The 23307-nt window shown below is 60.0% G+C and carries 19 protein-coding genes; 6 read left to right on the forward strand and 13 right to left on the reverse strand.

What is annotated here, in order from left to right:
• Positions 1 to 12 precede the first annotated feature (12 nt).
• From DSM107133_RS19795 to DSM107133_RS19820, 6 genes are all read right to left on the reverse strand, one after another.
• Positions 13 to 786, reverse strand: a complete 774-nt coding sequence (locus tag DSM107133_RS19795; protein WP_243253600.1) for an IS110 family transposase — start codon at positions 784 to 786, stop codon at positions 13 to 15.
• A gap of 459 nt (positions 787 to 1245) precedes the next feature.
• Positions 1246 to 2130, reverse strand: a complete 885-nt coding sequence (gene purU / locus DSM107133_RS19800; RefSeq protein WP_114294571.1) for a formyltetrahydrofolate deformylase — start codon at positions 2128 to 2130, stop codon at positions 1246 to 1248.
• A gap of 150 nt (positions 2131 to 2280) precedes the next feature.
• Positions 2281 to 2835, reverse strand: a complete 555-nt coding sequence (locus DSM107133_RS19805; RefSeq protein ID WP_114294572.1) for a sarcosine oxidase subunit gamma — start codon at positions 2833 to 2835, stop codon at positions 2281 to 2283.
• A gap of 10 nt (positions 2836 to 2845) precedes the next feature.
• On the reverse strand, positions 2846 to 5836 hold the full coding sequence (locus DSM107133_RS19810) for a sarcosine oxidase subunit alpha (protein WP_114294573.1): 2991 nt from the start codon (positions 5834 to 5836) through the stop codon (positions 2846 to 2848).
• On the reverse strand, positions 5833 to 6135 hold the full coding sequence (locus tag DSM107133_RS19815) for a sarcosine oxidase subunit delta (protein ID WP_114294574.1): 303 nt from the start codon (positions 6133 to 6135) through the stop codon (positions 5833 to 5835). The genes DSM107133_RS19810 and DSM107133_RS19815 overlap by 4 nt, the downstream gene beginning before the upstream one ends.
• Before the next feature lie 24 nt (positions 6136 to 6159).
• Positions 6160 to 7413 (reverse strand): sarcosine oxidase subunit beta family protein, encoded by a 1254-nt coding sequence (locus tag DSM107133_RS19820; protein WP_114294575.1) that lies wholly within the window; start codon positions 7411 to 7413, stop codon positions 6160 to 6162.
• Between the two features lie 497 nt (positions 7414 to 7910).
• Between DSM107133_RS19820 and DSM107133_RS19825 the strand changes: the two genes are divergently transcribed.
• Complete coding sequence (locus tag DSM107133_RS19825) at positions 7911 to 9545, forward strand: BCCT family transporter (RefSeq protein ID WP_240310609.1); 1635 nt, start codon at positions 7911 to 7913, stop codon at positions 9543 to 9545.
• A 65-nt stretch (positions 9546 to 9610) separates the two neighbouring features.
• Here DSM107133_RS19825 and DSM107133_RS19830 read toward each other — a convergent pair whose 3' ends face one another.
• On the reverse strand, positions 9611 to 10657 hold the full coding sequence (locus tag DSM107133_RS19830; protein ID WP_114294576.1) for a GlxA family transcriptional regulator: 1047 nt from the start codon (positions 10655 to 10657) through the stop codon (positions 9611 to 9613).
• A gap of 285 nt (positions 10658 to 10942) precedes the next feature.
• Here DSM107133_RS19830 and DSM107133_RS19835 point away from each other — a divergent pair, with 285 nt between their 5' ends.
• The 3 genes from DSM107133_RS19835 (at position 10943) to DSM107133_RS19845 (ending at position 15375) form a co-directional block, all read left to right on the forward strand.
• Positions 10943 to 11692 carry an electron transfer flavoprotein subunit beta/FixA family protein gene (locus DSM107133_RS19835; protein WP_114294577.1) on the forward strand — a complete coding sequence of 250 codons (750 nt, stop codon included), beginning with the start codon at positions 10943 to 10945 and terminating at the stop codon, positions 11690 to 11692.
• Positions 11693 to 11713: 21 nt separating this feature from the next.
• The gene (locus DSM107133_RS19840; RefSeq protein ID WP_114294578.1) at positions 11714 to 12646 is read left to right on the forward strand and encodes an electron transfer flavoprotein subunit alpha/FixB family protein; all 933 of its coding nucleotides are present in this window, start codon (positions 11714 to 11716) and stop codon (positions 12644 to 12646) included.
• A 167-nt stretch (positions 12647 to 12813) separates the two neighbouring features.
• Entirely contained in the window at positions 12814 to 15375 is a 2562-nt protein-coding gene (locus DSM107133_RS19845) for an FAD-dependent oxidoreductase (RefSeq protein ID WP_114294579.1), read from the forward strand.
• A gap of 174 nt (positions 15376 to 15549) precedes the next feature.
• Here the strand turns inward: DSM107133_RS19845 and DSM107133_RS19850 are convergent, their stop codons facing one another.
• On the reverse strand, positions 15550 to 16425 hold the full coding sequence (locus DSM107133_RS19850) for a LysR family transcriptional regulator (RefSeq protein WP_114294580.1): 876 nt from the start codon (positions 16423 to 16425) through the stop codon (positions 15550 to 15552).
• 157 nt (positions 16426 to 16582) lie between these two features.
• Between DSM107133_RS19850 and DSM107133_RS19855 the strand changes: the two genes are divergently transcribed.
• The gene (locus tag DSM107133_RS19855) at positions 16583 to 17821 is read left to right on the forward strand and encodes an aromatic ring-hydroxylating dioxygenase subunit alpha (RefSeq protein WP_114294581.1); all 1239 of its coding nucleotides are present in this window, start codon (positions 16583 to 16585) and stop codon (positions 17819 to 17821) included.
• A gap of 6 nt (positions 17822 to 17827) precedes the next feature.
• Positions 17828 to 18910: a hybrid-cluster NAD(P)-dependent oxidoreductase gene (locus DSM107133_RS19860; RefSeq protein ID WP_114294582.1), complete on the forward strand. Its 1083-nt coding sequence runs from the start codon at positions 17828 to 17830 to the stop codon at positions 18908 to 18910.
• Positions 18911 to 18971: 61 nt separating this feature from the next.
• On the opposite strand, the gene DSM107133_RS19865 is transcribed toward DSM107133_RS19860, so the two are convergent.
• The 5 genes from DSM107133_RS19865 to DSM107133_RS19885 all read right to left on the reverse strand — a co-directional run bounded on the left by DSM107133_RS19865 (position 18972) and on the right by DSM107133_RS19885 (position 23246).
• A complete protein-coding gene (locus DSM107133_RS19865) occupies positions 18972 to 20018 on the reverse strand; it encodes a GlxA family transcriptional regulator (RefSeq protein WP_114294583.1) in 1047 nt (348 codons plus the stop codon).
• 102 nt (positions 20019 to 20120) lie between these two features.
• Entirely contained in the window at positions 20121 to 20657 is a 537-nt protein-coding gene (locus DSM107133_RS19870) for a hypothetical protein (protein WP_205387860.1), read from the reverse strand.
• Complete coding sequence (locus DSM107133_RS19875) at positions 20654 to 21754, reverse strand: cupin domain-containing protein (protein ID WP_114294585.1); 1101 nt, start codon at positions 21752 to 21754, stop codon at positions 20654 to 20656. Before DSM107133_RS19875 ends, DSM107133_RS19870 begins: the two co-directional genes overlap by 4 nt.
• Positions 21755 to 21780: 26 nt before the next feature.
• Positions 21781 to 22476, reverse strand: a complete 696-nt coding sequence (locus tag DSM107133_RS19880; protein WP_114294586.1) for a fumarylacetoacetate hydrolase family protein — start codon at positions 22474 to 22476, stop codon at positions 21781 to 21783.
• Between the two features lie 53 nt (positions 22477 to 22529).
• Positions 22530 to 23246, reverse strand: coding sequence for an alpha/beta fold hydrolase (locus tag DSM107133_RS19885; protein ID WP_114294587.1), 717 nt, complete (start codon positions 23244 to 23246; stop codon positions 22530 to 22532).
• Positions 23247 to 23307 lie beyond the last annotated feature (61 nt).

Raw genomic sequence — 23307 nt, forward strand, 5'->3', positions numbered from 1 at the left:
CAACTGTATTTCTCAAGCGAGTTGAGTAGTCCATTTCTGTCGACTTTTGCAAAGGGCGTTCACGATTGTCACAAGCTTTCTTGCGACGGCGGTGATTATCACTTTGTGTGGTTTTCCGGCTTCGCGAAGGCGGTCTGCGAACGGCTTCAGGACGGGATTGTGGTGACTGGCGACGAGCGCCGCCTGGAACATAACGTGTCGCAGCGGGCGCCGGCCGCCTCCGATAGCGCGCTTGCCCCGCATCGCGCCGCTGTCATGGGCAATGGGCGCAAGGCCTGTCAGCGCGGCGGCTTGTTCGCCCGTGATCTGGCCGAGTTCCGGCATTTCAGCGATCAACATCGTGCTGGCGACCGGGCCAATGCCGGGAACTGAACGCAAGATGGCAGCAGTCGTGGCAAGGCCTTCCTCTGAGGCGATGATCTGTTCGATCCGGACCTCAAGTCCTGCAATCTGGCGATCCAGTAGGTCTTTCAGGTCACCATCCATGACGTCGAACAGATCATCCGAACCCAGTTTCGCATGCGCCTTGATTTGCGCCAAAAGCCGTTTGCGTGTTTCGACGAGCTGACCACGCTTGGACACCAAAGCCCTGAGAAGACGTATCTTTTCATGCGGCAAGGTCCGCCCTGCATCAGGCCGAAAGGCCATGAACCGCGCGATAAGCTCCGCGTCGATCCTATCCGTTTTCGCCCGCGTGCCCCGGCTGGCGGCAAAGGCTTTGATTTGCGCGGCGGCAGTTGCCTGGTCGCGACCCCTGCAACGTCGAGGGCCGACCACAGACGCCATTCCTGACCCCCTGTGGCCTCAAAACAAACCAGCGCACAGGCTGACTTTGCCAGGGCGCCCACGCGCGCATGCCCGTCCTCGGAATTGGGTAATCGAAGTCTCTGATTGCTTGGCAGGCAATGAATGTCCAGCCAATCGCGGCTGACATCTATGCCAAGGATTGCGTCTCGTGTTATCCTGTTCATGTTCTCTTCCTTCTGATCCGTGGTCCAAGCTGGCCACAAGCAACTGTTCGAGATGGATGAAGAGAGACAGTGCTGGCTCGCTAGCAAACGTGGTCCCGGTTCAACTTGGGCCACAAGGCTCTGACGCCATACACCGTCCCGTCAGTGACCTCGGCCAAGGTCGCTGACGGGGGAACAATAACAGATCGGAGATACAGAAGGGTCTGGGCGACACGGCTCGCCATCAACGGTGTCATCCGCCGCCGCACAGTTCGCCCGTGCGGCGGCGTGTCGTTCAGCCCATACGTTCCGACGTGTATTCACCGGGGCTGGCCGGGAAGATAACCGTTTTGTCGCCGTTCAGGAAAACCCGGTGGTGCATATGTGCATGAATGGCGCGGGCCAGCACCTGGCTTTCCACGTCGCGGCCCAGGCTGACATAGTCGTTTGCACTTTGGGTGTGGGTCACGCGCACGGTGTCCTGCTCGATGATCGGACCTTCGTCCAGATCGGCCGTGACATAATGTGACGTGGCCCCGATCAGCTTGACGCCCCGCTCATAGGCTTGCTTGTAGGGATTGGCGCCCTTGAACGACGGCAGGAACGAGTGGTGGATGTTGATGATCCGGCCCGACATTTCCTGACACATCTCATCGCTGAGAATCTGCATGTAGCGGGCCAGCACGATCAGTTCCGCACCGGACTCGCGCACGATGCGCATTTGCTCGGCTTCGGCCTCTTTCTTGTTGGCTTTGGTCACCTTGATGCAATGGAACGGCAGGTCATGGTTCACCACGACCTTCTGGTAATCCATATGGTTCGAGATGACGCCCACGATGTCGATCGGCAGCGCGCCGATGCGCCAGCGGTACAGAAGGTCGTTCAGGCAGTGGCCAAAGCGGCTGACCATGATGATGACCTTCATCTTCTCGGAAGGGTCATGAAAGGCGTATTGCATGCCGTATTTCGCGGCGGCCTCTGCCAGCCCCTCGGTCAGTTCTTCGCGTGTCTTTCCCTGCACATTGTCAAAGCTGAGGCGCATGAAAAACCGATCGTTGTCGATGTCGGAATATTGCGAGCTGTCGTGAATGTTGCAGCCTTGTTCGGCAAGATAGGTCGCAATGGCCGCGACGATACCGGTGCGCACCTGGCAGGCAACGGTCAGGATGGTTTGGCTCATGGTTTATGAACTTTCTTATGTCGTGTTCAGCAGAGTAGCAGGGACGCCGCGCACTTTATGTGCGCGGCGGTTGCAACATCTGCATCGCCTGTTGGATTTTTGGACAGGGCGCCGATCTGATCCGTTTCCGGGCCAGATCCGCATCAATGGTCAGAGCGTTTCGGCCGCCAGTTCACGGCAGCCGGTTTCGAGAAGCGAAAAGACATGGGCCGCAAAGCTGTTCCAGACATCCATGCGAAACCGGTCTTGGGCGTCGCACCACAGCACGATTGTCGCCCCGTCGAACAGCGTCCGGCGGCCTTCGCCGATGGCGATTTTGCCGATGTCGCGGGGGCAGCCCAGCGTCAAAAGTTTGGCGGCAAGCGGGCCTTCGATCTCGAATGTCACCTCGCGACCGGACACATCGACCAGACTGTGCGGCTGCCGATCATAAAGGGCAGCGCAGGCGTTGATGATGGCTCCGGCATCTGCCTCGGCTGTTTGCAGCATCCATTCGTCGGGCCCAAGGCAGATCGCCTCGATCCCGTCGGATTGCGCACGTTGACCGATGCGGGTCGGCAGCGACAGGCCCAGTGCCGTATCAAACGGCGTCAGATCACCGCGGGCACGCAAAGCCAGACGGGCACAGGGGGTGGCAGTGCTGACCCGCGCGGCGGCGGTTTCAACCAGCACAGCGGGGGTGAAGACGGAAACAGGTGCGTTCATGGTTGGCTCCTCAGATCTTCAGACGGGTGTTTTCGGGATCGAAAAAGATCGGATTGGTGATCTTTGCCGCAATGGTGCGGTCGGGCATCGGGATATGGACGGTTTCGCCCATACGGCCGTGACCACCCGCAACCAACGCCAGCGCGATGGGCCGTCCGGTTGTGCCGGTGTCATAAGACGAGGTCACATGCCCCACCATTGTCATCGGTATGGCTTGCGCCGGATCAAAGACGATCTGCGCGCCCTCTTCCAGCTTGCTGCCGTCCTCGGTCAGCAGACCGACCAGCTGTTTGCGCCCTTCGGCCACCAGATCGGGGCGGGCAAGGCCGCGCATACCGACAAAGTCTGGCTTGGACTTGCCCACGGCCCAGCCCATTCCGGCGTCATAAGGGGTAACCGTGCCGTCGGTGTCCTGACCGACGATGATATAGCCCTTTTCGGCGCGCAAAACGTGCATGGTTTCCGTGCCATAGGCGGTGATGCCATACTGCTGGCCTGCCTCCCACAACACTTCCCACAGCTTGCGCCCCATGGGCGCAGGCACGTTGACCTCAAAGCCGATTTCGCCGGTAAAGCTGACCCGGAACAGCCGCGCAGGCATGCCCGCGACAGTGCATTCCACACAGGACATGTGCGGGAAGGCTTCTTCCGTCAGCTCGACGCCCTCGACCAGCGGCGCCAGCAATTTGGCCGCGTTCGGACCGTTCAGCGCGATGGTCGACCAGTGTTCGGTGGTCGAGGTGAGCCAGACATTCAGGTCGGGCCACTCGGTCTGAAGGTAATCCTCCATCATGCCCAGCACCCGCGCCGCGCCACCGGTGGTGGTGGTGACGTGGAATTTGTCCTGCCCCAGACGCCCGATCACGCCGTCGTCGCGGATATAGCCGTCGTCGCCCAGCAACAGGCCATAGCGGCAGCGCCCCACGCCCAGTTTGGTCCACGGGTTGGTGTACATGCGGTTCATGAACTCAACCGCATCCGGCCCCACGACTTCGATCTTGCCCAGTGTCGAGGCATCGAAAATCCCGATGCTTTCACGGGTCGCGGCACATTCGCGCGCCACGGCGGCGTCCATGCTTTCGCCCGTCTTTGGGAAATACCAGGCCCGGCGCCACTGGCTGACCGGTTCGAAAACCGCGCCGTTTTCATCGGCCCAGGTATCGATCCGTGTCTTGCGCGACACTTCGAAATGGCTGCCACGGTGATAGCCTGCAAAAGCTCCGAATGTGGTCGGCGTATAGGGCGGACGGAAGGTGGTCAGACCAACTTCGGGCTGCTTTTTGCCAAGCGCGTCGGCGGCAATGTTCAACCCGTTGATGTTGGACATCTTGCCCTGATCGGTCGCCATGCCATTGGTGGTGTAGCGCTTGACGTGTTCAATCGAACGCATCCCTTCACGCACGGCCAGACGCAGGTCTTTGGCGGTCACGTCGTTCTGATAATCGACAAAGGCCTTTGCCTTGCCCGGGCTGCGATCGGTGGGCAGTTCCTTGTGCGACACACCTGATCCGATGCGGTCGGCCTTGATATCATAGGCCACGGTCGCGGCTGTCTTGCCCAGTTGGGCAGCCACTTCACGGCCCCGTTCAGCGCCATCGGCAAAGGCCGCTTCAATGCCCCACAGCCCGCGGCTTGCGCCGGCGATGGTGCAGTTTTCGGGCGTGTTGCCCGGCAGGAATGTGGTGCGGTCATCGTCCCAGGCAAGCGAGCCCTTGGTGTGCGAGAACAGGTGCAGCGAAGGCGTCCAGCCGCCCGACATCAGCACCGCGTCACATGCGATGTTCGCGCCCGCAGCAACCTGACCGCCTTGCACGGGGTTAATGCGGATCGAAGACACCCGCAAACGACCGCCGGTCGCTGTGGCGGTGTGCGACAGCTTGGTGGCGATACCGCGTTGACGGGCACCCGCCAACAGGTCTTCGCTGACATCTGCGCGGGTGTCGACAATCGCCTGCACCTGGGCACCGGCATCGGCCAGATCAAAGGCGGCAAACCATGCGCTGTCATGCGAGGTCAGCACAACAGGACGCTGGCCCACCAGCACGCCATAGCGGTTCAGATAGGTCTGCGCCGACCCTGCCAGCATCACGCCGGGGCGGTCGTTGCCATGGAACACCAGCGGCTTTTCCAGCGCGCCCTGCGCCAGCACAACGCGTTCGGCACGCACACGCCACAGACGTTCACGCGGGGTGTCCGCGGGCAGCTGCTGCAAGTGGTCGGTCAGCTTTTCGCACAAGCCCACCATGTTCTGGTGGTAATAGCCGATGGCCGTGGTGCGGGTCATGATCCGCACGCCCAAATCCTTCAACGCGTCAAGCTCATCCGCCAGCCAGTCCCATGCGGAACTGCCGTTGATCTGCGCCTGCGGTTCGGACAGCAGCGTGCCGCCGGCCTCGGCGTTTTCGTCAACCACCACAACCTTGAGCCCGTCAACCGCAGCAGCGCGCGCCGCCGCCAGACCCGAAGGACCAGCGCCGACGATCAGCACATCGCAATGCAGATACCGCGAGGCGTAATGGTCGGGGTCTTCTTCGCTGGGCGAAACGCCCAGACCGGCCGCCGCACGAATGAACGGCTCGTACACTTTGTCCCAAAAGCTTTTGGGCCACATGAAGGTCTTGTAATAAAAACCCGCCGAAAACAGCATATAGGCCGCGTCGTTCACCGCGCCGACGTCGAATTTCAGGCTGGGGAATTTGTTCTGCGAATTGGTTTCAAGACCATTCCAGATCTCTTGCACTGTGGCGCGGGTGTTGGGTTCGAACTGGCCAGCGCCACGGCGGGTGCCGATCAGCGCGTTGGGCTCTTCCGAACCTGCGGCGACGGCACCACGCGGGCGGTGATATTTGAAGGACCGGCCCATCAGGTGCACGCCATTGGCCAGCAGCGCCGACGCCACGGTATCACCCTGCGCGCCGGTGTAGGATTTGCCGTCAAAGGTAAAGGTCACAGGGCGCGCGGTATCGACGCGGCCACGACCGGAAACGCGGTACTGGCTCATTTCTGGGACTCACTCAGGCTGGACAGGTCGGGACGCGGAGCGCCCGCCTCGTAGGTGGTAAGGAACTTGTCGGACACGGTGTCGCGCACAGCATTGAAGAAGCGGCCGCAACCGTGGGCATGCCGCCAGCGTTCAAAATGCGGCCCCTTCACGTTCGCGCGCAGAAACAGGAAGCTTTCCCATTCCTCATCGGTTGTCGCAGAGGGGTTTTCGGGGCGCACGATATGCGCTTCGCCGGCATAGGTGAATTCGAGCTCGGGCAGCGTCTCGGCGCAATAGGGGCAATGAATCAGAAGCATGTGTATCTCCTTTTTTTAGCAGGCTCAGTGAGCGACAGCGGCGGCGGCGGCTTCGTCGATCAGACGGCCGGTGCGGAAACGGTCCAGGGTGAAGGGCGCGTTGATCGCGTGGGGTTCGTCCTTGGCGACGGTCCAGGCAAAGGTATGCGCCGCACCCGGTGTGGCCTTGAACCCGCCGGTGCCCCAACCGCAGTTGACATAAAGCCCTTTGACAGGCGTTTTGCCGACGATCGGCGAGCGGTCGGGTGTGTTGTCGACGATCCCACCCCATTTGCGCAGCATCCGCATCCGGTTGAAGATCGGGAACACTTCGGAAATTGCCGCGACGGTGTGTTCGATCAACGGCAGGCCGCCGCGCTGGCTGTAGCTGGTGTATTGGTCCGTACCCGACCCGATCACCAGCTCGCCCTTGTCGGACTGGCTGCAATAGGCGTGCACCGCATTCGACATGACCACGCAGGGGAAGACCGGCTTGACCGGCTCTGACACCAGCGCTTGCAACGGGTAGCTTTCCAGCGGCAGGCGCACACCGGCCGTGTCCATGACCACAGAGGTGTGGCCCGCAGCAGAAACGGCAACCTTCTTGGCTTTGATAAAGCCCTTGGCCGTTTCGACACCTGCGACAGACCCGTCGGCGTTGCGCCGGATCGCGTCAACGGCACAGTTCTGAATAATATCGACACCCAGCGCCGCTGCGCCACGGGCATAGCCCCAGGCCACAGCATCGTGACGTGCCGTGCCCGCGCGTTCTTGCAGCGCGCCGCCCATGACAGGATAGCGGGCGTTCTGGGCAATGTTGATCGGCGGGCAGTATTCCTTGCACTCTTCCGGTGTCAGCCACTGGTTGTCGACACCGTTCAGACGGTTGGCGTGAACGTGACGCTTGAAGCTTTGAACATCATGCACATTGTGCGCCAGCATCAGCACGCCACGGTTTGAATACATGACGTTATAGTTCAGCTCCTGGCTCAGACCCTGCCAAAGGTCGAGCGCATGGTCGAACATCCGCGCACTTTCATCATAAAGATAGTTGGACCGGATGATGGTGGTGTTGCGTCCGGTGTTGCCACCGCCCAGCCAACCCTTGTCGATGACTGCGACATTGGTAATGCCGTGCTGGCTGGCAAGATAATAGGCCGCACCCAGACCATGGCCGCCGGCACCGACGATAATCACGTCATACTCGGCTTTCGGCTGGCTGTCCGGCCACTGCTCGGTCCAGTTCTTGTTGCCCGACAGGGCGTTTTTCAGAAGGCTGAAGGCGTTAAAACGTGTCATCTGGGCACTCTGGGCTAGGAAGTTGCGTCGGACTCGACTATCGGTTGCCGCACCCCGACGCGTGAAGATTCGCGCCATTACCGGTGGAGATTGACGTCATCATCCAGTTTCGGCCTGTCAGCGATTCTTGGGGTGCCCCGGTCTGTTTGGGCGCAAACATTGCGCGGCCCCCTTTGCCCGCCCCGCGCAGAGACGCAAAGCTACGCCCGGTTTGTCGCAATCATCCTGTCGCTGCGCGCCGCTTCTCTCAATGATCCGGCAATCGAAAGATACGCCTGTCACCTGTCCGGCAAACTTGAACCAAGAAACCCATCAAGCCTGCGAAATTTGCTGCCCCCTACACCGCAACACCTTGAGTGGCACGGATTGGCGCAGGGATTAATGGAGCGGGGCAAGCGCGCGCACCTGCACGCCGAAAGCGCGCTTTCGCGCAATGGCGCGATCACAGCTGCGCACCGGAATCTGACAGACGTCCAGCCAATATAGGAGGACAAATCTTGACCCAACCCACGACGATCGACAGCGAGGCGCCCCCGCCGGAAAGTGTTATTCAAACCGATTATGAAATTGGTCAGGACAACATCAAAGGCTCGCTTGGGCCGTTCGACTATAACGTTCACAATCCGGTCTTTGGCGTTTCGGCCATCTTGGTCATCGCCTTTGTGGCCTATACGCTGATCTTTCCCGATCAGGCGGGCAACGTGTTCAGCACGCTGTTCACAACCGTCACCCAAAGCTTTGACTGGTTCTTTATCGCGGCTGCGGATGTTTTCGTTATTCTCTGTCTGGTTCTGATCGTCAGCCCCTATGGCCGCATTCGCCTTGGCGGCCCAAATGCCGTGCCTGATTTCGGCTATGTCGGCTGGTTTTCGATGCTGTTTGCGGCCGGCATGGGCATTGGCCTGATGTTTTACGGCGTGTCCGAACCGCTCAGCCACTTTTCCTCATCTTTGGCGGGCACCACCGTGGGCGAAGACGGCATTCGCACCGACTGGGCACCGCTTGGCGGCGCTGCCGGCGACACAGATGCGGCGATCCGTTTGGGCATGGCAGCGTCGATCTTTCACTGGGGTCTGCACCCCTGGGCGATCTATGCGGTTGTGGCACTTAGCCTTGCATTGTTCTCGTACAACAAGGGCCTGCCGCTGACGATCCGCTCGGCCTTTTATCCGATTTTCGGCGAACGGGTCTGGGGCTGGCCGGGCCATGTCATCGACGTTCTTGCGGTTTTTGCCACGCTCTTCGGGCTGGCAACCTCGCTGGGGCTGGGGGCCGCACAGGCGAATGCGGGTTTTAACAAACTGTTCGGCGTGCCAATCGGAGAAACCGCACAGATCGTTCTGATCATTGCGATCACCGCGATTGCACTGCTTTCGGTCATTCGCGGGCTGGAAGCCGGTGTGAAACTGCTCTCCGAAATCAACATGGGGCTGGCCTTTGCCTTGCTGGCGTTCGTGCTGTTCACCGGCCCGACCCTGTTTCTGGCAACCGGCGTCGGCGACTATCTGCTGGCCTATCTGGAGTACCTGCCTGCGCTGTCCAACCCGGTTGGGCGCACAGACGTAAACTTTATGCAGGGCTGGACGTCGTTCTATTGGGCATGGTGGATTTCCTGGTCACCTTTCGTCGGCATGTTCATCGCGCGTGTTTCGCGTGGCCGTACCGTGCGCGAATTTCTGGTCAGCGTGCTTTTGATCCCGTCGCTGGTCTGCGTTATCTGGATGTCGGTCTTTGGCGGTGTCGCAATCTCGCAAGTCGTGCGCGACAGCTATAGTGCCGTGCAGGAAGCCAACCTGCCGCTGCAACTGTTCGCAATGCTCGATGCACTGCCCCTGACGCAAATTGCCTCGCTCGTGGGCATCGTGCTGGTGATCGTGTTCTTTGTCACCTCGTCGGACTCGGGTTCGCTGGTCATCGACACCATCGCCGCAGGCGGCAAGGTGGATGCACCGGTTTCCCAGCGCGTGTTCTGGTGCGTTTTCGAAGGCATCGTGGCCATCGTGCTGTTGCTCTCTGCGGGCGGATTGTCGTCCCTGCAATCCATGGTGATCTCGACAGGTCTGCCGTTTACCTGCGTGCTGCTGGTGATGTGTGTGGCAACCTGGCGCGGTCTTGCCAGCGAGCCGCGCTAACGCCTGAACGCTTCTAAAACAAAATGGACCGCCGCGCCGCATTTGCGTCGCGGCGGTTTTGCCTGTCAGGCCGCTGCATTTTCGCGTTGCTGACGCACTACCACCGGCGTGCAGCCATAACGGCGGCGGAACATCCGGCTGAGATGCGAAGAATCGCAAAACCCGCAATCCAGCGCGATTTGCGCTATGGATTTCTCGCTTGTTTCGATCAGGTGATGGGCCAGTGAAAGCCGGATGCTCAGAAAAGCCGCTTGCGGAGAGGTTTCGAGCGCCAATCGGAAATGCCGTTCAAGCTGGCGCTTGCTGTGCCCCATCCGCCGCGAAATCTCAGCAACTGACATGGGGGTGTCGATGTTTTGCTGCATCAGCAATAGCGCGCGCAAAACGATAGGATCGCGGGTTTTGAAATCCATGCTGATGCCCGGTTGCGGCTTTTCCGGTTGCAGCGCTTCGTCGATAATCATGATGTGCAGGCTTTTGCTGGCCTGTGCCCGTCCGACGTGACGGTCAACCAGATAGGCCGCCAGATGTGCCGAACTGGCGCCGCCGGAACAGGTCAGCCGGTCGCCATCTACCACAAAAATCTGGTCTGATACCGGATTCAGCCCTTCGAACTGGGACAGAAATTCCGCGTGATGAAACCAGCTGACGCAGCAGCGGTAGCCGTCCATCAGCCCTGCCTGATGCAGCATGAAGGCACCGGAACACACCCCCACCAGCGGCACACCCGCCGCAGCCGCCTGATGCAGATATTGGGTATATGTGGCGCTGAGACCGGGCAATTCATCCATCAACCCGCCAACCACCACGATGTAATCAAAACGCGCCGGATCACCCAGGCGTTCGCGCGGCTGCACCGTGATCCCGCAGCTCGACGTCACCAGATCCATGGTGTCGGTCAACACCGTCCAGTTGCACAGAATAGGCCGGCTGCGATCCCCGTCATCTGCGGCAAGCCTCAGGACATCGACAAAATTCGCAAAGGCGCACAGGGTGAAACGCCGGGCCAGAATAAACCCGACCGACAGGCGCACCCCTTCGGGACGCGCGCCGACACTGCGCGATGTCGCCGCGCGCGGTGCCGTTCGTTTCGACTGTGTTTGCGAATCCATCTGGTTGCTCCGTTTGCAGGGCAAGAAATCACAGCTCCATGTCGTAGTCTTAATATCAGGCTGACGCAATCATACTGTTTCGAGGGCGCGTAAACTGCGAAGTTACGTGTCACGAATCCGGGATTCTCTCTTGGATCGCCCTTATTCGCGGCCCTATCATCCCCTGTGGGCGAGATAAAAACGATACATCCGGCGGACGGCTGCGAAAACAGCATGTCGCAACGGTTCTACAAAATGCACGCGCCCAGCCCTGACAAAATCAGGGCACGGCAGAGAGGAGCAATCATGAAGGTTTTGGTCCCCGTGAAGCGGGTCATTGACTATAACGTGAAAATCCGCGTCAAGGCGGACGGAAGCGGCGTCGAGCTTGCCAATGTGAAAATGTCGATGAACCCCTTTGACGAGATTGCCGTCGAAGCGGCCATTCGCTTCAAGGAAGCGGGTCAGGCAGACGAGGTTGTCGTCGTTTCCATCGGTCCCGCCCAAGCGCAGGAAACCCTGCGCACCGCACTGGCGATGGGGGCTGATCGCGCCATTCTGATCGTGGCCGAAGGTACCATCGAACCGCTGGGCGTCGCCAAACTGCTGAAAGCGGTGGTCGAGACCGAAGCGCCCGGACTTGTTATTCTGGGCAAACAGGCCATCGACGACGATGCCAACCAGACCGGCCAGATGCTGTCGGCCCTGCTGGGCTGGTCGCAGGGCACCTTCGCCTCGGCGCTAGAACTGGGCGATGGCCATGCCAAGGTGACACGCGAGGTGGACGAAGGCCTGCAAACCATCGAGATTGCCCTGCCCGCCATCATCACCGCCGATCTGCGCCTGAACGAGCCGCGCTATGCGTCGTTGCCAAACATCATGAAGGCCAAAAAGAAACCTCTGGAGCAAAAAACGCCCGAGGACTTTGGCATCACGGCGGCACCGCGTTTGACAGTGCTGCGCGTCGAAGAACCCGCCGAGCGCACCGCAGGTGTGAAGGTCGCCAGTGTCGCTGACCTGCTCGACCGTCTCAAAAACGAAGCCGGCGTCATCTGACTGAATTCGGAGTAACAAAACATGGCAATTCTGGTCTTTGCAGAACACGACAATGCATCCCTGTCCGAACAGAGCGCAAAAGCGCTGACAGCCGCGCTGCAAATCGGCAGCGATGTCGATATTCTGGTCGCGGGCAAAAACGCCGATGCGGCAATTGCGCAGGCCGCACAGCTGGGCGGTGTGCGCAGCGTGATCGTTGCGGATGCAGACGCGCTTGAGCATCGTCTTGCAGAAGCGACAGCGGATCTGATTGTGGCGCTTTCCGTCGATTACGACACGATCCTGGCCCCCGCCACTGCCACCGGCAAAAACGTCCTGCCCCGCGTTGCGGCGCTGCTGGACGTGGCCCAAATCTCGGAAATCACCGAGGTTGTTTCCCCCGACACCTTCAAGCGTCCGATCTATGCCGGAAACGCCATCGAAGTGGTGCAAAGCACCGAGGCCAAGCGCGTTCTGACTGTGCGCACCGCAGGGTTCAGCGCGGCCAGCGCCGCCGATGCCGCCGCCCCGGTGAAACATGTCGAGACACCCAACGCTTCTGATCTGTCGCGTTTCATCGCCAACACCCTGTCCGACAGCGACCGGCCCAACCTGAGCTCGGCCAAAATCATCGTGTCGGGGGGCCGTGCGCTTGGCTCGCAGGACAGGTTCCAGAAGGTGCTGTCGCCACTGGCGGACAAGCTTGGCGCCGCTGTTGGCGCGTCGCGCGCGGCGGTTGATGCAGGCTATGCCGCGAACGATCTGCAAATCGGGCAAACCGGCAAGGTCGTCGCCCCCGATCTGTACATCGCCTGCGGGATTTCCGGCGCGATCCAGCACCTGGCCGGAATGAAAGACAGCAAGGTAATTGTCGCGATCAACACCGACGAAGAGGCACCGATTTTTCAGGTGTCCGATTACGGGATGGTCGCAGATATCTTTGATGTCCTGCCCGAACTCGTTCGCCAGCTGTAAGCCCCAAGGTTTATCATTTCTGGCCGAATCCGCCAGTTTGATGCAATCTCACCCCTCACTTTTGCTGTCAGATGACGCCTTTGTCACAGCGAATGCCGGAATAGTTTTGGCAGCCTAACGCAACCCGTTGCATGTCTCTTTGACAACTCGAACAATTGGAATGATCTATGTCCTCGTTTCCCAAACACGCGAATGTCGTCATCGTCGGTCTCGGCGGCATTGTTGGCGCTTCTGTCGCCCACCACCTGATCGAACGCGGCTGGACTGATATTGTCGGTATCGACAAATCGGGCATTCCGACCGACGTTGGTTCGACGGCCCACGCCTCTGACTTTTGCTATGCCACTGCGCATGACGAACTGACCTGCTGGACCACCATGTACTCGATGGATTTCTACGAGAAGATGGGCAACTACTCGCGGATCGGCGGCCTTGAGGTCGCGCGCGTGGGCGATGATGCCCGCATGGCCGAACTGCGCCGCCGTTGCGATTCAGGCCGCGCGTTTGGCACCAATGTCAAAATGATCTCGGCGGCCGAAGCCAAAGAGAAATTCCCGCTTCTGGAAGAAGACCAGATCCAGGGCGCAATGTGGGACCCGGATGCGGGTCTGGTGATTCCGCGTTCGCAGACTGTTGCGGGCAAGCTGGTGGATGCGGCCGAGAAAACCGGCAAGCTGAAAGCCTTTGCCAACACCCCGGCGTTGGAGCTGATCACCGAAGATGGCCGCATCAAGGGCGTCAAAACCTCGCGCGGCACCATCACCGCCGATTACGTTGTGGTTTGCGCCGGCCTTTGGGGCCGTCTGATTGCCGAAATGGCGGGCGAAGATCTGCCCGTGATGCCGGTCGACCACCCGCTGACATTCTTCGGACCCTATAACGAATTTGCGGACACCGGTCTGGAAATCGGCCGTCCGCTGCTGCGCGATCAGGGCAACTCGGCCTATATGCGCGACACGGGCGATCCCAAAACCGCCGAAGGTGGTCAGATGGAATGGGGCTATTACTACGAAAAAGACGTGCGCATGGTGCACCCCCGCGAGCTGCTTGAAAAAGACCAGGCCCGCCTGTCGCCCTCGCAGCGCGATCTTGAGCTGGAAGATGTGATTGAACCGCTTGAGCGCGCGATGGAGCTGACGCCCATCCTGGCCGAGCTTGGCTACAACGAAAGCCATTCGTTCAACGGTTTGCTGCAAACCACAACCGATGGCGGCCCGTCGATGGGCGAAAGCCGCAAGCTGCGTGGCCTGTGGTATGCGGTTGCGATCTGGGTCAAGGATGGCCCCGGCATGGGCAAGCTGGTTGCCGACTGGATGACCGACGGGCGCACCCATATCGACCACCATTCGGTCGATTACGCACGCTTCAACGAATTCCAGCTGAACGAGGATTACATCTCGGGCCGCTGTGCAGAAACCGCCGCGAAAATCTATAACCCGCCGGTTCACCCGCGCGAACCCTTTGCCAATGCCCGTGGCATCCGCCGCTCGCCGTTCTATGAGCGCGAAATCGAACTGGGTGGTCACTTTATGGAGCTTGGCGGCTGGGAGCGGGCGCACGGCTATGAAGCCAACGCGCATCTGCTTGAGAAATATGCCGATCAGGTGCCTGTGCGTGAAAACGAGTGGGACAACCGTCACTTCTGGCGCGTGTCCAACGCCGAGCAGCTGGAGATGAGCGCCGACTGCGGCATCATCAACCTGTCGCACTTCCACATGACCGACATTTCGGGGCCCGACCATGTCGCGCTGATGGAATGGCTGTGCGCCGCCAAAGTCGGTGGCGACAATATGGTTGGCAAGGGCATCTATACCCACATGCTGGACGAAGAAGGCAACGTACGCGCCGACTTTACCGTGTTCCGCATGGCCGATCGTTGCCGTTTGGTGAACGGGGCCGATGCCGGCCCGCGCGATCTGGAATATATGAAGCGCACCGCGCAGGACCGTGGGCTGGACGTCACCATCACCGACGTGACCGAAGCCTATACTACCATCGGCATCTGGGGCCCGAATGCCCGTGACACCCTGAAAAAGGTCGTCGCGGACCCGGACGGGCTGGATCACGAAAACTTCCCCTTCGCGGCCATCAAGCAGATCGAGATTGCAGGCAAATCGGTCAGCGCCTTCCGCATCTCTTATGTGGGCGAACAGGGCTGGGAACTTCACCTGCCCTACGCGGACGGTCTGGCCGTCTGGGACGCGCTGCGTGAAACCGGTGTCATGGCGTTCGGCGTCGAAACCTATGCAAACTCGCGTCGTCTGGAAAAATCGCTGCGCCTGCAAAACGCTGACTTGCAAACGCGCTACAACCTGTACGAGGCAGACCTGTCGCGTCCCAAGGTCAAAGAGGCCGATTTCTGCGGCAAGGAAAAGCACCTTGAGTATCGCGCACGCGAACATCAGCCTGCCATGCTGTGCACATTGGTGATGCATGACAACGTCGATAGCCAGGGCGTCGCGCGTTATCCGGTGAACACCATGCCGGTGATGGACCCCGAGACCAACGAAGTGCTGGTTGATGCGTTGGGGCGTCGTTCCTATACCTCGTCGCAGGCGTTCGGCCCGACCGTTGGCAAAAACATCATGCTGGCCTATCTGCCGCATGACTATTGCCAGATCGGTCGCAAACTGCGGGTGACGTATTTTGACGAGCCGTTCGAGGTTGAGGTTGCTGGCATCGGCTATGCGCCGCTGTACGACCCCGAAAACCTCAAGCCGCGCAGCTAAGCTGCAAGGTCAGGACACAACAAGAAACCGGCGGGAACACTCCTGCCGGTTTTTTCATGGCTGAATGGGTCCTATAGCGTCCCGCCTTTAACCTGAAACACGAGGATCGCTTTTCGCGTTGGAGGCGCAGCCGACAGGCAGCGAACAAGCGATTCAAGTTTAAGGCGGGGCGCTCTAAGCCGGTTTCGCCAGCCATTCCGCAAACAGTCGTGCATTCGCTGACGCACGCCCATGAATGCGCAGATAAAACGAATGCGGCGACTCCATCGTTTCCGGCGTCAGCCGGACCAATCGTCCGCTGCTCAGATAGCCGCCCAGCAATCCTTCCCAGCCCAACACCGCGCCAATGTGATCTTCTGCCGCCTGAAGCGAGATCAGGTAATTGTTCAGATAAAATCCGGGGCCGGACGGCGCCGTGCGGTCGAAATTGGCAAACCAGTCTGTCCATTCGGTATAGGGGTTGATGCCGGATTGCGTGTGAATAAGCGGAACCGACAGCAGATCGTCGATGTTCTCGATTTTCCAGGTCTCGGCAAATTGTTCACTGCCCATCGCCAGAATCCGGTCGTGGAACAACACACGCGTTTCTCCTTCTTCGGAAGACGGATCGCCATAGTGAATACTCAGGTCGACACCCTGCGCTTTTCCCTGATCTTGGATGAGCTGTGATATAGCCACTCCGGGATGGGTCTTCCAGAAAGCGCCCAGGCGCGGCGTCAGCCAAAGACCGCTCATCGCTGTCGTCGCAGAGATCGAAGCCCCCATATGCGCCTGATGGTTTCGGATCCGCGCGACGCATTCCGATATCGTTTCAAAACCGCGTTGCAAGGCAACAAACAGCAAGGCCCCTGATTCGGTCAGCTCGACGCCCCTATAATGCCTGTTAAACAAGGGCTGATCCAACTCCCGCTCCAAAGCCTTGATGCGGTGACTTACGGCGGCGGGGGTCACGTTCAACTCGGCTGATGCCTGCTTGAAGCTCAAATTTCGTGCAGCGGCCTCAAAACAGGCAAGATCACCGAGTGAGGGCAGATCATAGGGTTTCAGCACTGGAATAGTCGCTTTCTGTTCTGGGATGTCGCCAATGGATCACAGCCAAAATGAGATTACTCATGCTAATCTCACATGAGATTTTTTACAATTGCCAACTGCCGCGCAGAATGACTTTGTCCGCGCAATTAGGGCCACCCGCGACAGGAGTTTCGCCATGGCAATGCCAACACCTCACCTTGCCGACCTGCTGACGCAGCACCGCCCTGGATACGGGCTGCCCCAGCCGTTCTACAATTCCTCAGACATCTTTCAGGCGGATCTTGAAGCGATCTGGTATCGCGACTGGCTGTTTGCCGTCCCGGCCTGCCAGCTTGATAAAACCGGCAGCTACCAGCGGCTTCAGGTCGGCGCCTATGATGTCATCATCCTGCGCAACAGCAAGGGCGAGATCAACGCCTTTCACAACAGCTGCCGTCACCGCGGCTCGGTGCTTTGCTCGTCCGCTCAGGGCCGCGTGGCAAACCTGACATGCCCCTATCACCAATGGACCTACGACCTGGACGGGCGCCTGCTGTGGGCGCGCGACATGGGCCAGGATTTTGACCCCTCCAAACACGGGCTGAAGCCGGTGCATTGCCGCATCGTTGCGGGGCTGGTGTACATCTGCCTGGCAAATGAAGCACCCGATTTCGACGATTTCGTCGAAACCTCCTCGCCCTATCTGGGCGTACACGACCTGTCGAACGCCAAGGTGGCCTTTCAGTCGACCATCACTGAAAACGGCAACTGGAAGCTGGTCTGGGAAAACAACCGCGAGTGCTATCACTGCTCGGGCAACCACCCCGACCTGTGCCGCACCTATCCCGAAGATCCCTCGATCACCGGCGTGGCCCATGGTGGCGTGTTCCCCGAAAAGGTTGAAAACCACTTTAACCGGCTTGAAGGCGCAGGCGTTCCGTCGCGGTTCAAGATGGGCAAGAACGGCGAGTACCGCATCACACGGATGCCGCTGCTTGACGGGGCCGAAAGCTATACCGTCAACGGCAAGATTGCCGTGCAGAAACGTCTGGGTCAGGTGCCCTTCCTTGACGCGGGCACATTGCTGATGTTCCACTATCCGGCCACCTGGAACCACTTCCTGACCGACCATTCCATCACCTTCCGCGTGACCCCCATCGGCCCGCAGGAAACGCAGGTTCAAACCACCTGGCTGGTGAACAAGGATGCGGTTGAAGGCGTGGATTACGACCTGAAAAACCTGACGACCGTCTGGGAGCACACCAACGACGAGGACCGTCGCGTTGTCGAGAACAACCAGTCGGGCATCAACTCGCCGGCCTATGAACCGGGCCCCTACTCTCCCCAGCATGAAGACGGCGTGATCCAGTTTGTAAACTGGTATCTCGACCGGATGCGCGCGTCGCACCTGCCTGCAAACCTTGCTGCGGAGTAACAGCAGATGACAAAGAAACTGGCCGTCAAAACCGATCACTGGACCGATGACGAACCGCTTGAATGTGTCTCGATCCTGCCTGAATCGCCGGATGTTGTCACAGCGTGCTTTCAGGCGCCTTCGGGGCGGGATTTCAACTTTGATGCGGGGCAGTTCGTCACGCTTGAGCTGCCAGTGCCGGGCGGGCCGCTTTACCGCACCTACACGATTTCGTCGTCGCCTTCGCGCCCCAAGTCGCTGACGATCACGATCAAGGCGCAGCCGGATTCCATCGGCACCCGCTGGATCATCGACAACCTGCGTCAGGGCATGACACTCAAGGCGATGGGCCCGGCCGGGCACTTCACCTCGTCCGTGCACCCTGCTGAAAAATATCTGTTTATCTCGGCCGGTTCGGGCATCACGCCCATGATGTCCATGACCACCGAGATCTACGATCTGGGGCGTCCATGTGACATCGTCTTTGTCAACTGCGCCCGCAGCCCGTCGGAAATCATTTTCAAGCGTCGCCTCGAGCATATGGCCACCCGTATTTCGGGTCTGGATCTGAAATGGGTCGTCGAAAAGGCCGACATCTATCAGCCCTGGACCGGATACCAGGGGCGGTTCAACCAGCTGATGCTGGGTTTGATGGCTCCCGACTATCTGGAACGCGAAGTGTTCTGCTGCGGTCCCGAGGTCTTTATGCAATCGGTGCGCGAGGCGCTGGCCGGTCTGGGCTTTGACATGGACCATTACCATCAGGAAAGCTTCCAGGCGCCACAGCTTCCTACGATGGACAATATCGAAGTTCCCACACCCGAAGACGATCTGCCGGAAGAGCATGTTCAGGCCGAGGTGGTCTTTGACATCAGCGGTGTCACGACCAACTGCCCCGAAACCGATACTGTCCTTGCCGCTGCACGTTCGGCCGGCATTGCGATCCCGTCGGGCTGCACCTTTGGTGTCTGCGGCACCTGCAAGGTCAAAAAGAACAGCGGCGATGTGCATATGGTGCACAACGGCGGCATCACCGAGGAAGAGATCGACGAAGGCTACATTCTCGCCTGCTGCTCGAACCCGCGCGGACGGGTCCAGCTTGACCTCTGAGGTTGCGGCGATCTTGGGATGAAGTACCAAAGCCGGGGTGGTTCTGCTGCTCCGGCTTTGTTTATGTGTAATTGCGCAGCAGAACGCCCACGGCAGGCAGGTCCTCGCCCGCTTCGCTGTGTCCGGCCTGGGCCTTGCGATATTCTGACGGAGTCACGCCACGCTCGGCCTTGAGCGTGCGCGACAGGTGCGGTCCATCGCAAAAGCCGCAGGCCAGCGCGACCTCGGTGATCGACGCATCGGTTGCGCGCAGCCGTTGCAGCGCCCGTTCCAGCCGCAAATCCAGATAGACCTTGGTCGGGGTCTGATGCAGATCGGCAAGAAACCGGCGCTCAAGCGTTCTGCGCCCCACGTCCAGCGCGCGCGCCAGTTCGTCGACAGTTTTTGGCATTTCAAGATGCTGCTGCATCCGCAACACCGCACGTTTTACCAGCGCATCGGTGGCGCGTTTGGCCGAATTGTGACTGGGCTGGGGTTTTTCACCGCTCATCGCGTCGTCGATCATCATGATGTTCAGGCTTTTGATCGCGGCAGACTGGCCAACGTGTCGCTGCACAAGAAAGGCCGCCAGATGCGCCGCCCCGTGCCCGCCCGAACAGGTCAGCCTGTCCCGGTCGACCACGAAAATCTGGTCAGATATCGGGGATTCCGCTTCGAACTGGTCCAGAAAATCCTGATGGTGGAACCAGCTGACGCAGCAGCGATAGCCCTTGAGCAACCCCGCCCGCTGCAAGATGAAAACGCCGGTACACAACCCCACCAAGGGCACACCCGCCTCTGCCTGCTTCAGCAGGAAATCCTGTGTAGCACCGTTCAATGCGGCGCTGTCACCGATCAGGCCGCCGACCACGACGATATAATCGTACCGCCCAGCTTGTCGCAGACGCGTATCGGGTTGAACCCTGACGCCACAGCTTGAGCGGATCGATTCAAGCGTGTCCGAAAGCACCACCCAGTCGCACAGGATCGGGCGCGAGTGATCGGCCTCGTCTGCGGCCAGCCGCAGGACGTCGACAAAGTTGGCAAAGGCCGACAACGTAAAGCGGTCAGCGAGCAGGAACGCGACCCGAAGACGTTTGGTGACTGGCGGTGTGGCGGCTTTGGTCATGTCGCTATCTTTCAGGCAGGATGACGCAATTATACACGCTCGGTCAGATGGTTTTCCACGCTCTGCGACCTTGTGCAGACACGGTGCGACCTGCCAGGGCGATCAATTGGGGGCGACAGACGCCATTTGCACCGATAGCGCCTGTATGCTGGCCTTCAGGTCCTGTTCATGACGCACCGGCAGTTGCCGCACAGACGTAACGGCGGCCTGATCCAGAAGAACATCGCGGTCCCATCCGCTGTCAGTCATGTCGCGCCATTCAACATTCAGGTGCACCCGCGTGTGATCGAACAGATGACGCAGGGCGTGGGCGGGCAATGTTGCGGCTGCCAAGACGTCCTTGGCAGGCACCGCAAGCTTCACCCTGACCGGCGCGGGCTGCGCAGCCGTACGGACAGCGGCAAGACCCTCGCTTAAACGCCGCGCAGCAAGGGCCGCACGAGCAACCGTTCGGGCCGTTTCGCTGCCCTTAGACAGGCTGCTGTCGGGCATATCGTTAATCAGGCGTGCCAGCACCGATGTCAGACGCCGCACCGCCAGCAATTCATCCGTCGGGGCGGCAGGCGCATCATAGCGCGCGCCGCTGCCCTGCCGTTCGATCAGTGCCTTACGCGCGTCCTCCAGCGACATGCGGGTCATTCCTCGACAAATGCCGTGCGGTCGAAATGCAGTCGCTCCATGATCGGCGCATCCGAAAACTGGAACAGATCGAACGTGTCGTCCGCCTGAAGCTTGCAGCTGACCCAGGACGGGACGACGAACATGTCTCCGATGTCCAGCTTGTGTTCGGTCCCGTCCAGAACAACCGATCCCCTGCCCGAAAACACCTGAAACACCGAAGACCCCACATCGCGCCGCGTGCGGCTGGTTGCGCCCGCGCGCAGGCGGTGGAACTGACAGCGTATGGTGGGCATGACATCGCCGCCGGTGGTGGGGTTCACAAACCGGATACCCGCGTGGCCAAGGCTGTAGGTCGCCGGCTGGCCCTCGTCTTCCAGCAACAGCTGTTCGGTCAACGCACGGTCGGTGAATTCCCAGCGGAACGCGGCCAGCGGGCTGGAAACTGTGTCTTCCAGTTTGGACAGCGGGCGCAGTCCGGGATGGGCCCACAGCCGCTCGCCCCGGCTGAAACGCGGGGTGGCATAGTCGGTGACGCGGTCGGAGCCGAACTCAAAGAACCCCACATCGTTCTGTTTTGAAAACGGAATATCCAGCCCGTCGATCCAGGCCATCGGCTGGTCGGTGTCGTTGTGGTGCCCGTGGAAATTCCAGCCAGGCGTCAGCAACAGATCGCCGCGCGACATGCGCACCGGATCGCCGTTCACCACCGTCCAGACCCCTTCGCCCTCGACCACAAAGCGAAAGGCGTTCTGGGCATGGCGGTGTTCGGGCGCGGTTTCGCGGGGCCCCAGATACTGAATAGCCGCCCACAACGTCGGGCTGACATAGGCCTTGCCACCCAGACCGGGGTTGGCAAGCCCGATGGCGCGCCGTTCACCGCCCCGCCCCACCGGGATCAGATCGCCCGAGGCTTCGGCCAGCGGCAAAAGATCTTTCCAGCGCCACACATGGGGCAACGCGGCGGGCTTGGGATGCATTGGCATCAGATCGCCCGTTTGGGTCCACAGCGGGATCAGGTGCTGGTCCTCGAACCCCTTGTACAGCGCGCGCAGCTCGGGCGTGTCTTCGGGTTGCATCCCATGTGCCACGTTTTCATGTGTGATGTCGTCGGTCATCTCGGTCTCCTTTCGGGGTGGCTGCCTCAGACAGCGGGGCCGATTGTGGTTGTCAGATCGCCCAGCCCGTCAATGGACACCACACAGATGTCACCGGCGACCAGCGGTCCGACACCCGCAGGGGTGCCTGTCATGATGATATCGCCCGCCTTCAGCGCAATCGAATGGGAAATGATCGAGATCACCTCGGGCACGGTCCAGATCAGCTCGGACAGATCCGCCTCTTGTTTGACCGCACCGTTCACCGTCAGCCGGATCGCCCCCGCCGACAGGTGACCCACATCGCTGACCCTGTGCAGCGCGGCCATGGGCGCCGAACGGTCAAAAGCCTTGCCCCAATCCCACGGCCGCCCCTTTTCGCGCGCGTCCAGTTGCAGATCGCGGCGGGTCAGATCGTTGCCGACACCATAGCCATAGACATGGTTCAGCGCCTCAGCTTCTGCGATATTCACACCATCCGTGCCGATGGCAACGATCAGTTCCGCCTCGTAATGGAAATTTTCCGTTTCGGGGGGATAGGCCACCGTTTCACCGTCTTGCACCACAGCGTCTGCGGGCTTTGTGAAAAAGAACGGCGGATCGCGGTCGGGGTCTTTGCCCATCTCGATGGCATGCGCAGCATAGTTGCGCCCCACGCAAAAGATGCGGCGGATCGGAAAGCGCAGCGCATCACCTGTGACGGGCAGGCTGGGCGTTGGCATGGGATCAAAAACAAAAGTCATCTGGAGTTCCTGTTCATGTGGCAGGCCGCGCAACGGCCCGCCCGGATCATTGGTCAATCGCGACCGGCTTCGATGATTTTCTCTGCCAGCAATTCGGGATTGGTCAGAAATGTCGAATGGCTGCCGGGCATCGACACAAGGCGGTAAAGCCCCAGCTTTTCGGACAGGCGCGGGTGCCACGGATAAGAGGCAGGCAGCGCAATGTCTTGTTGCATGTGCAGATAGCTTTTGCCGCAATCAAATTCGGCGGGTGATTTAGACAGCACGATCTTGTCCGCCATGGTGCGATAGGGATGCGGCACAAGATCGGCCATGTGTTTTTCCACAGTGGCAAGATCGGCATCGTTCATAAACGCTTCGCGCAGGATCGGGAGCGGGAAGCCCACAGTTCCCGTGGCGGCGCCCATTTCGTCAAACATGGCGACATAATGCGGCGGCACCATGTCCAGCAGGCTTTCGCCGGGGTTCGGCACAAAGGCAGAGTAATAGATCAGGCGACGGATCTTGCCAGCTGGCAGCTTGTCATAGGCACCGGTAATGGCCATCCCGCCCCAGCTGTGCCCCAGCAACACCACGTCATCCATATCTGCAAGCACATCGACAAGGCTGTCGATGGCATCGGCAAGCGTGATCTCTGCGGGGTTATCGCCCGCCCGGTTGCCCGCAAGCGTCGGACAGGTCACCTGATGGCCCGCGCCGCGCAGCAAATCCGCCACTTTTTCGAAATGGGCGCCTGTGTGCGCTGCGCCATGTACCAATACAAATTTCACTGTGTGTCTCCACTTCCCAGATAGTCTTGCGCCCCTTGGAACGCCTTGCACGTATCCCCCG

Origin of the sequence: Pseudosulfitobacter sp. DSM 107133 (genome assembly GCF_022788695.1) — a bacterium.
GTDB lineage: Bacteria > Pseudomonadota > Alphaproteobacteria > Rhodobacterales > Rhodobacteraceae > Pseudosulfitobacter.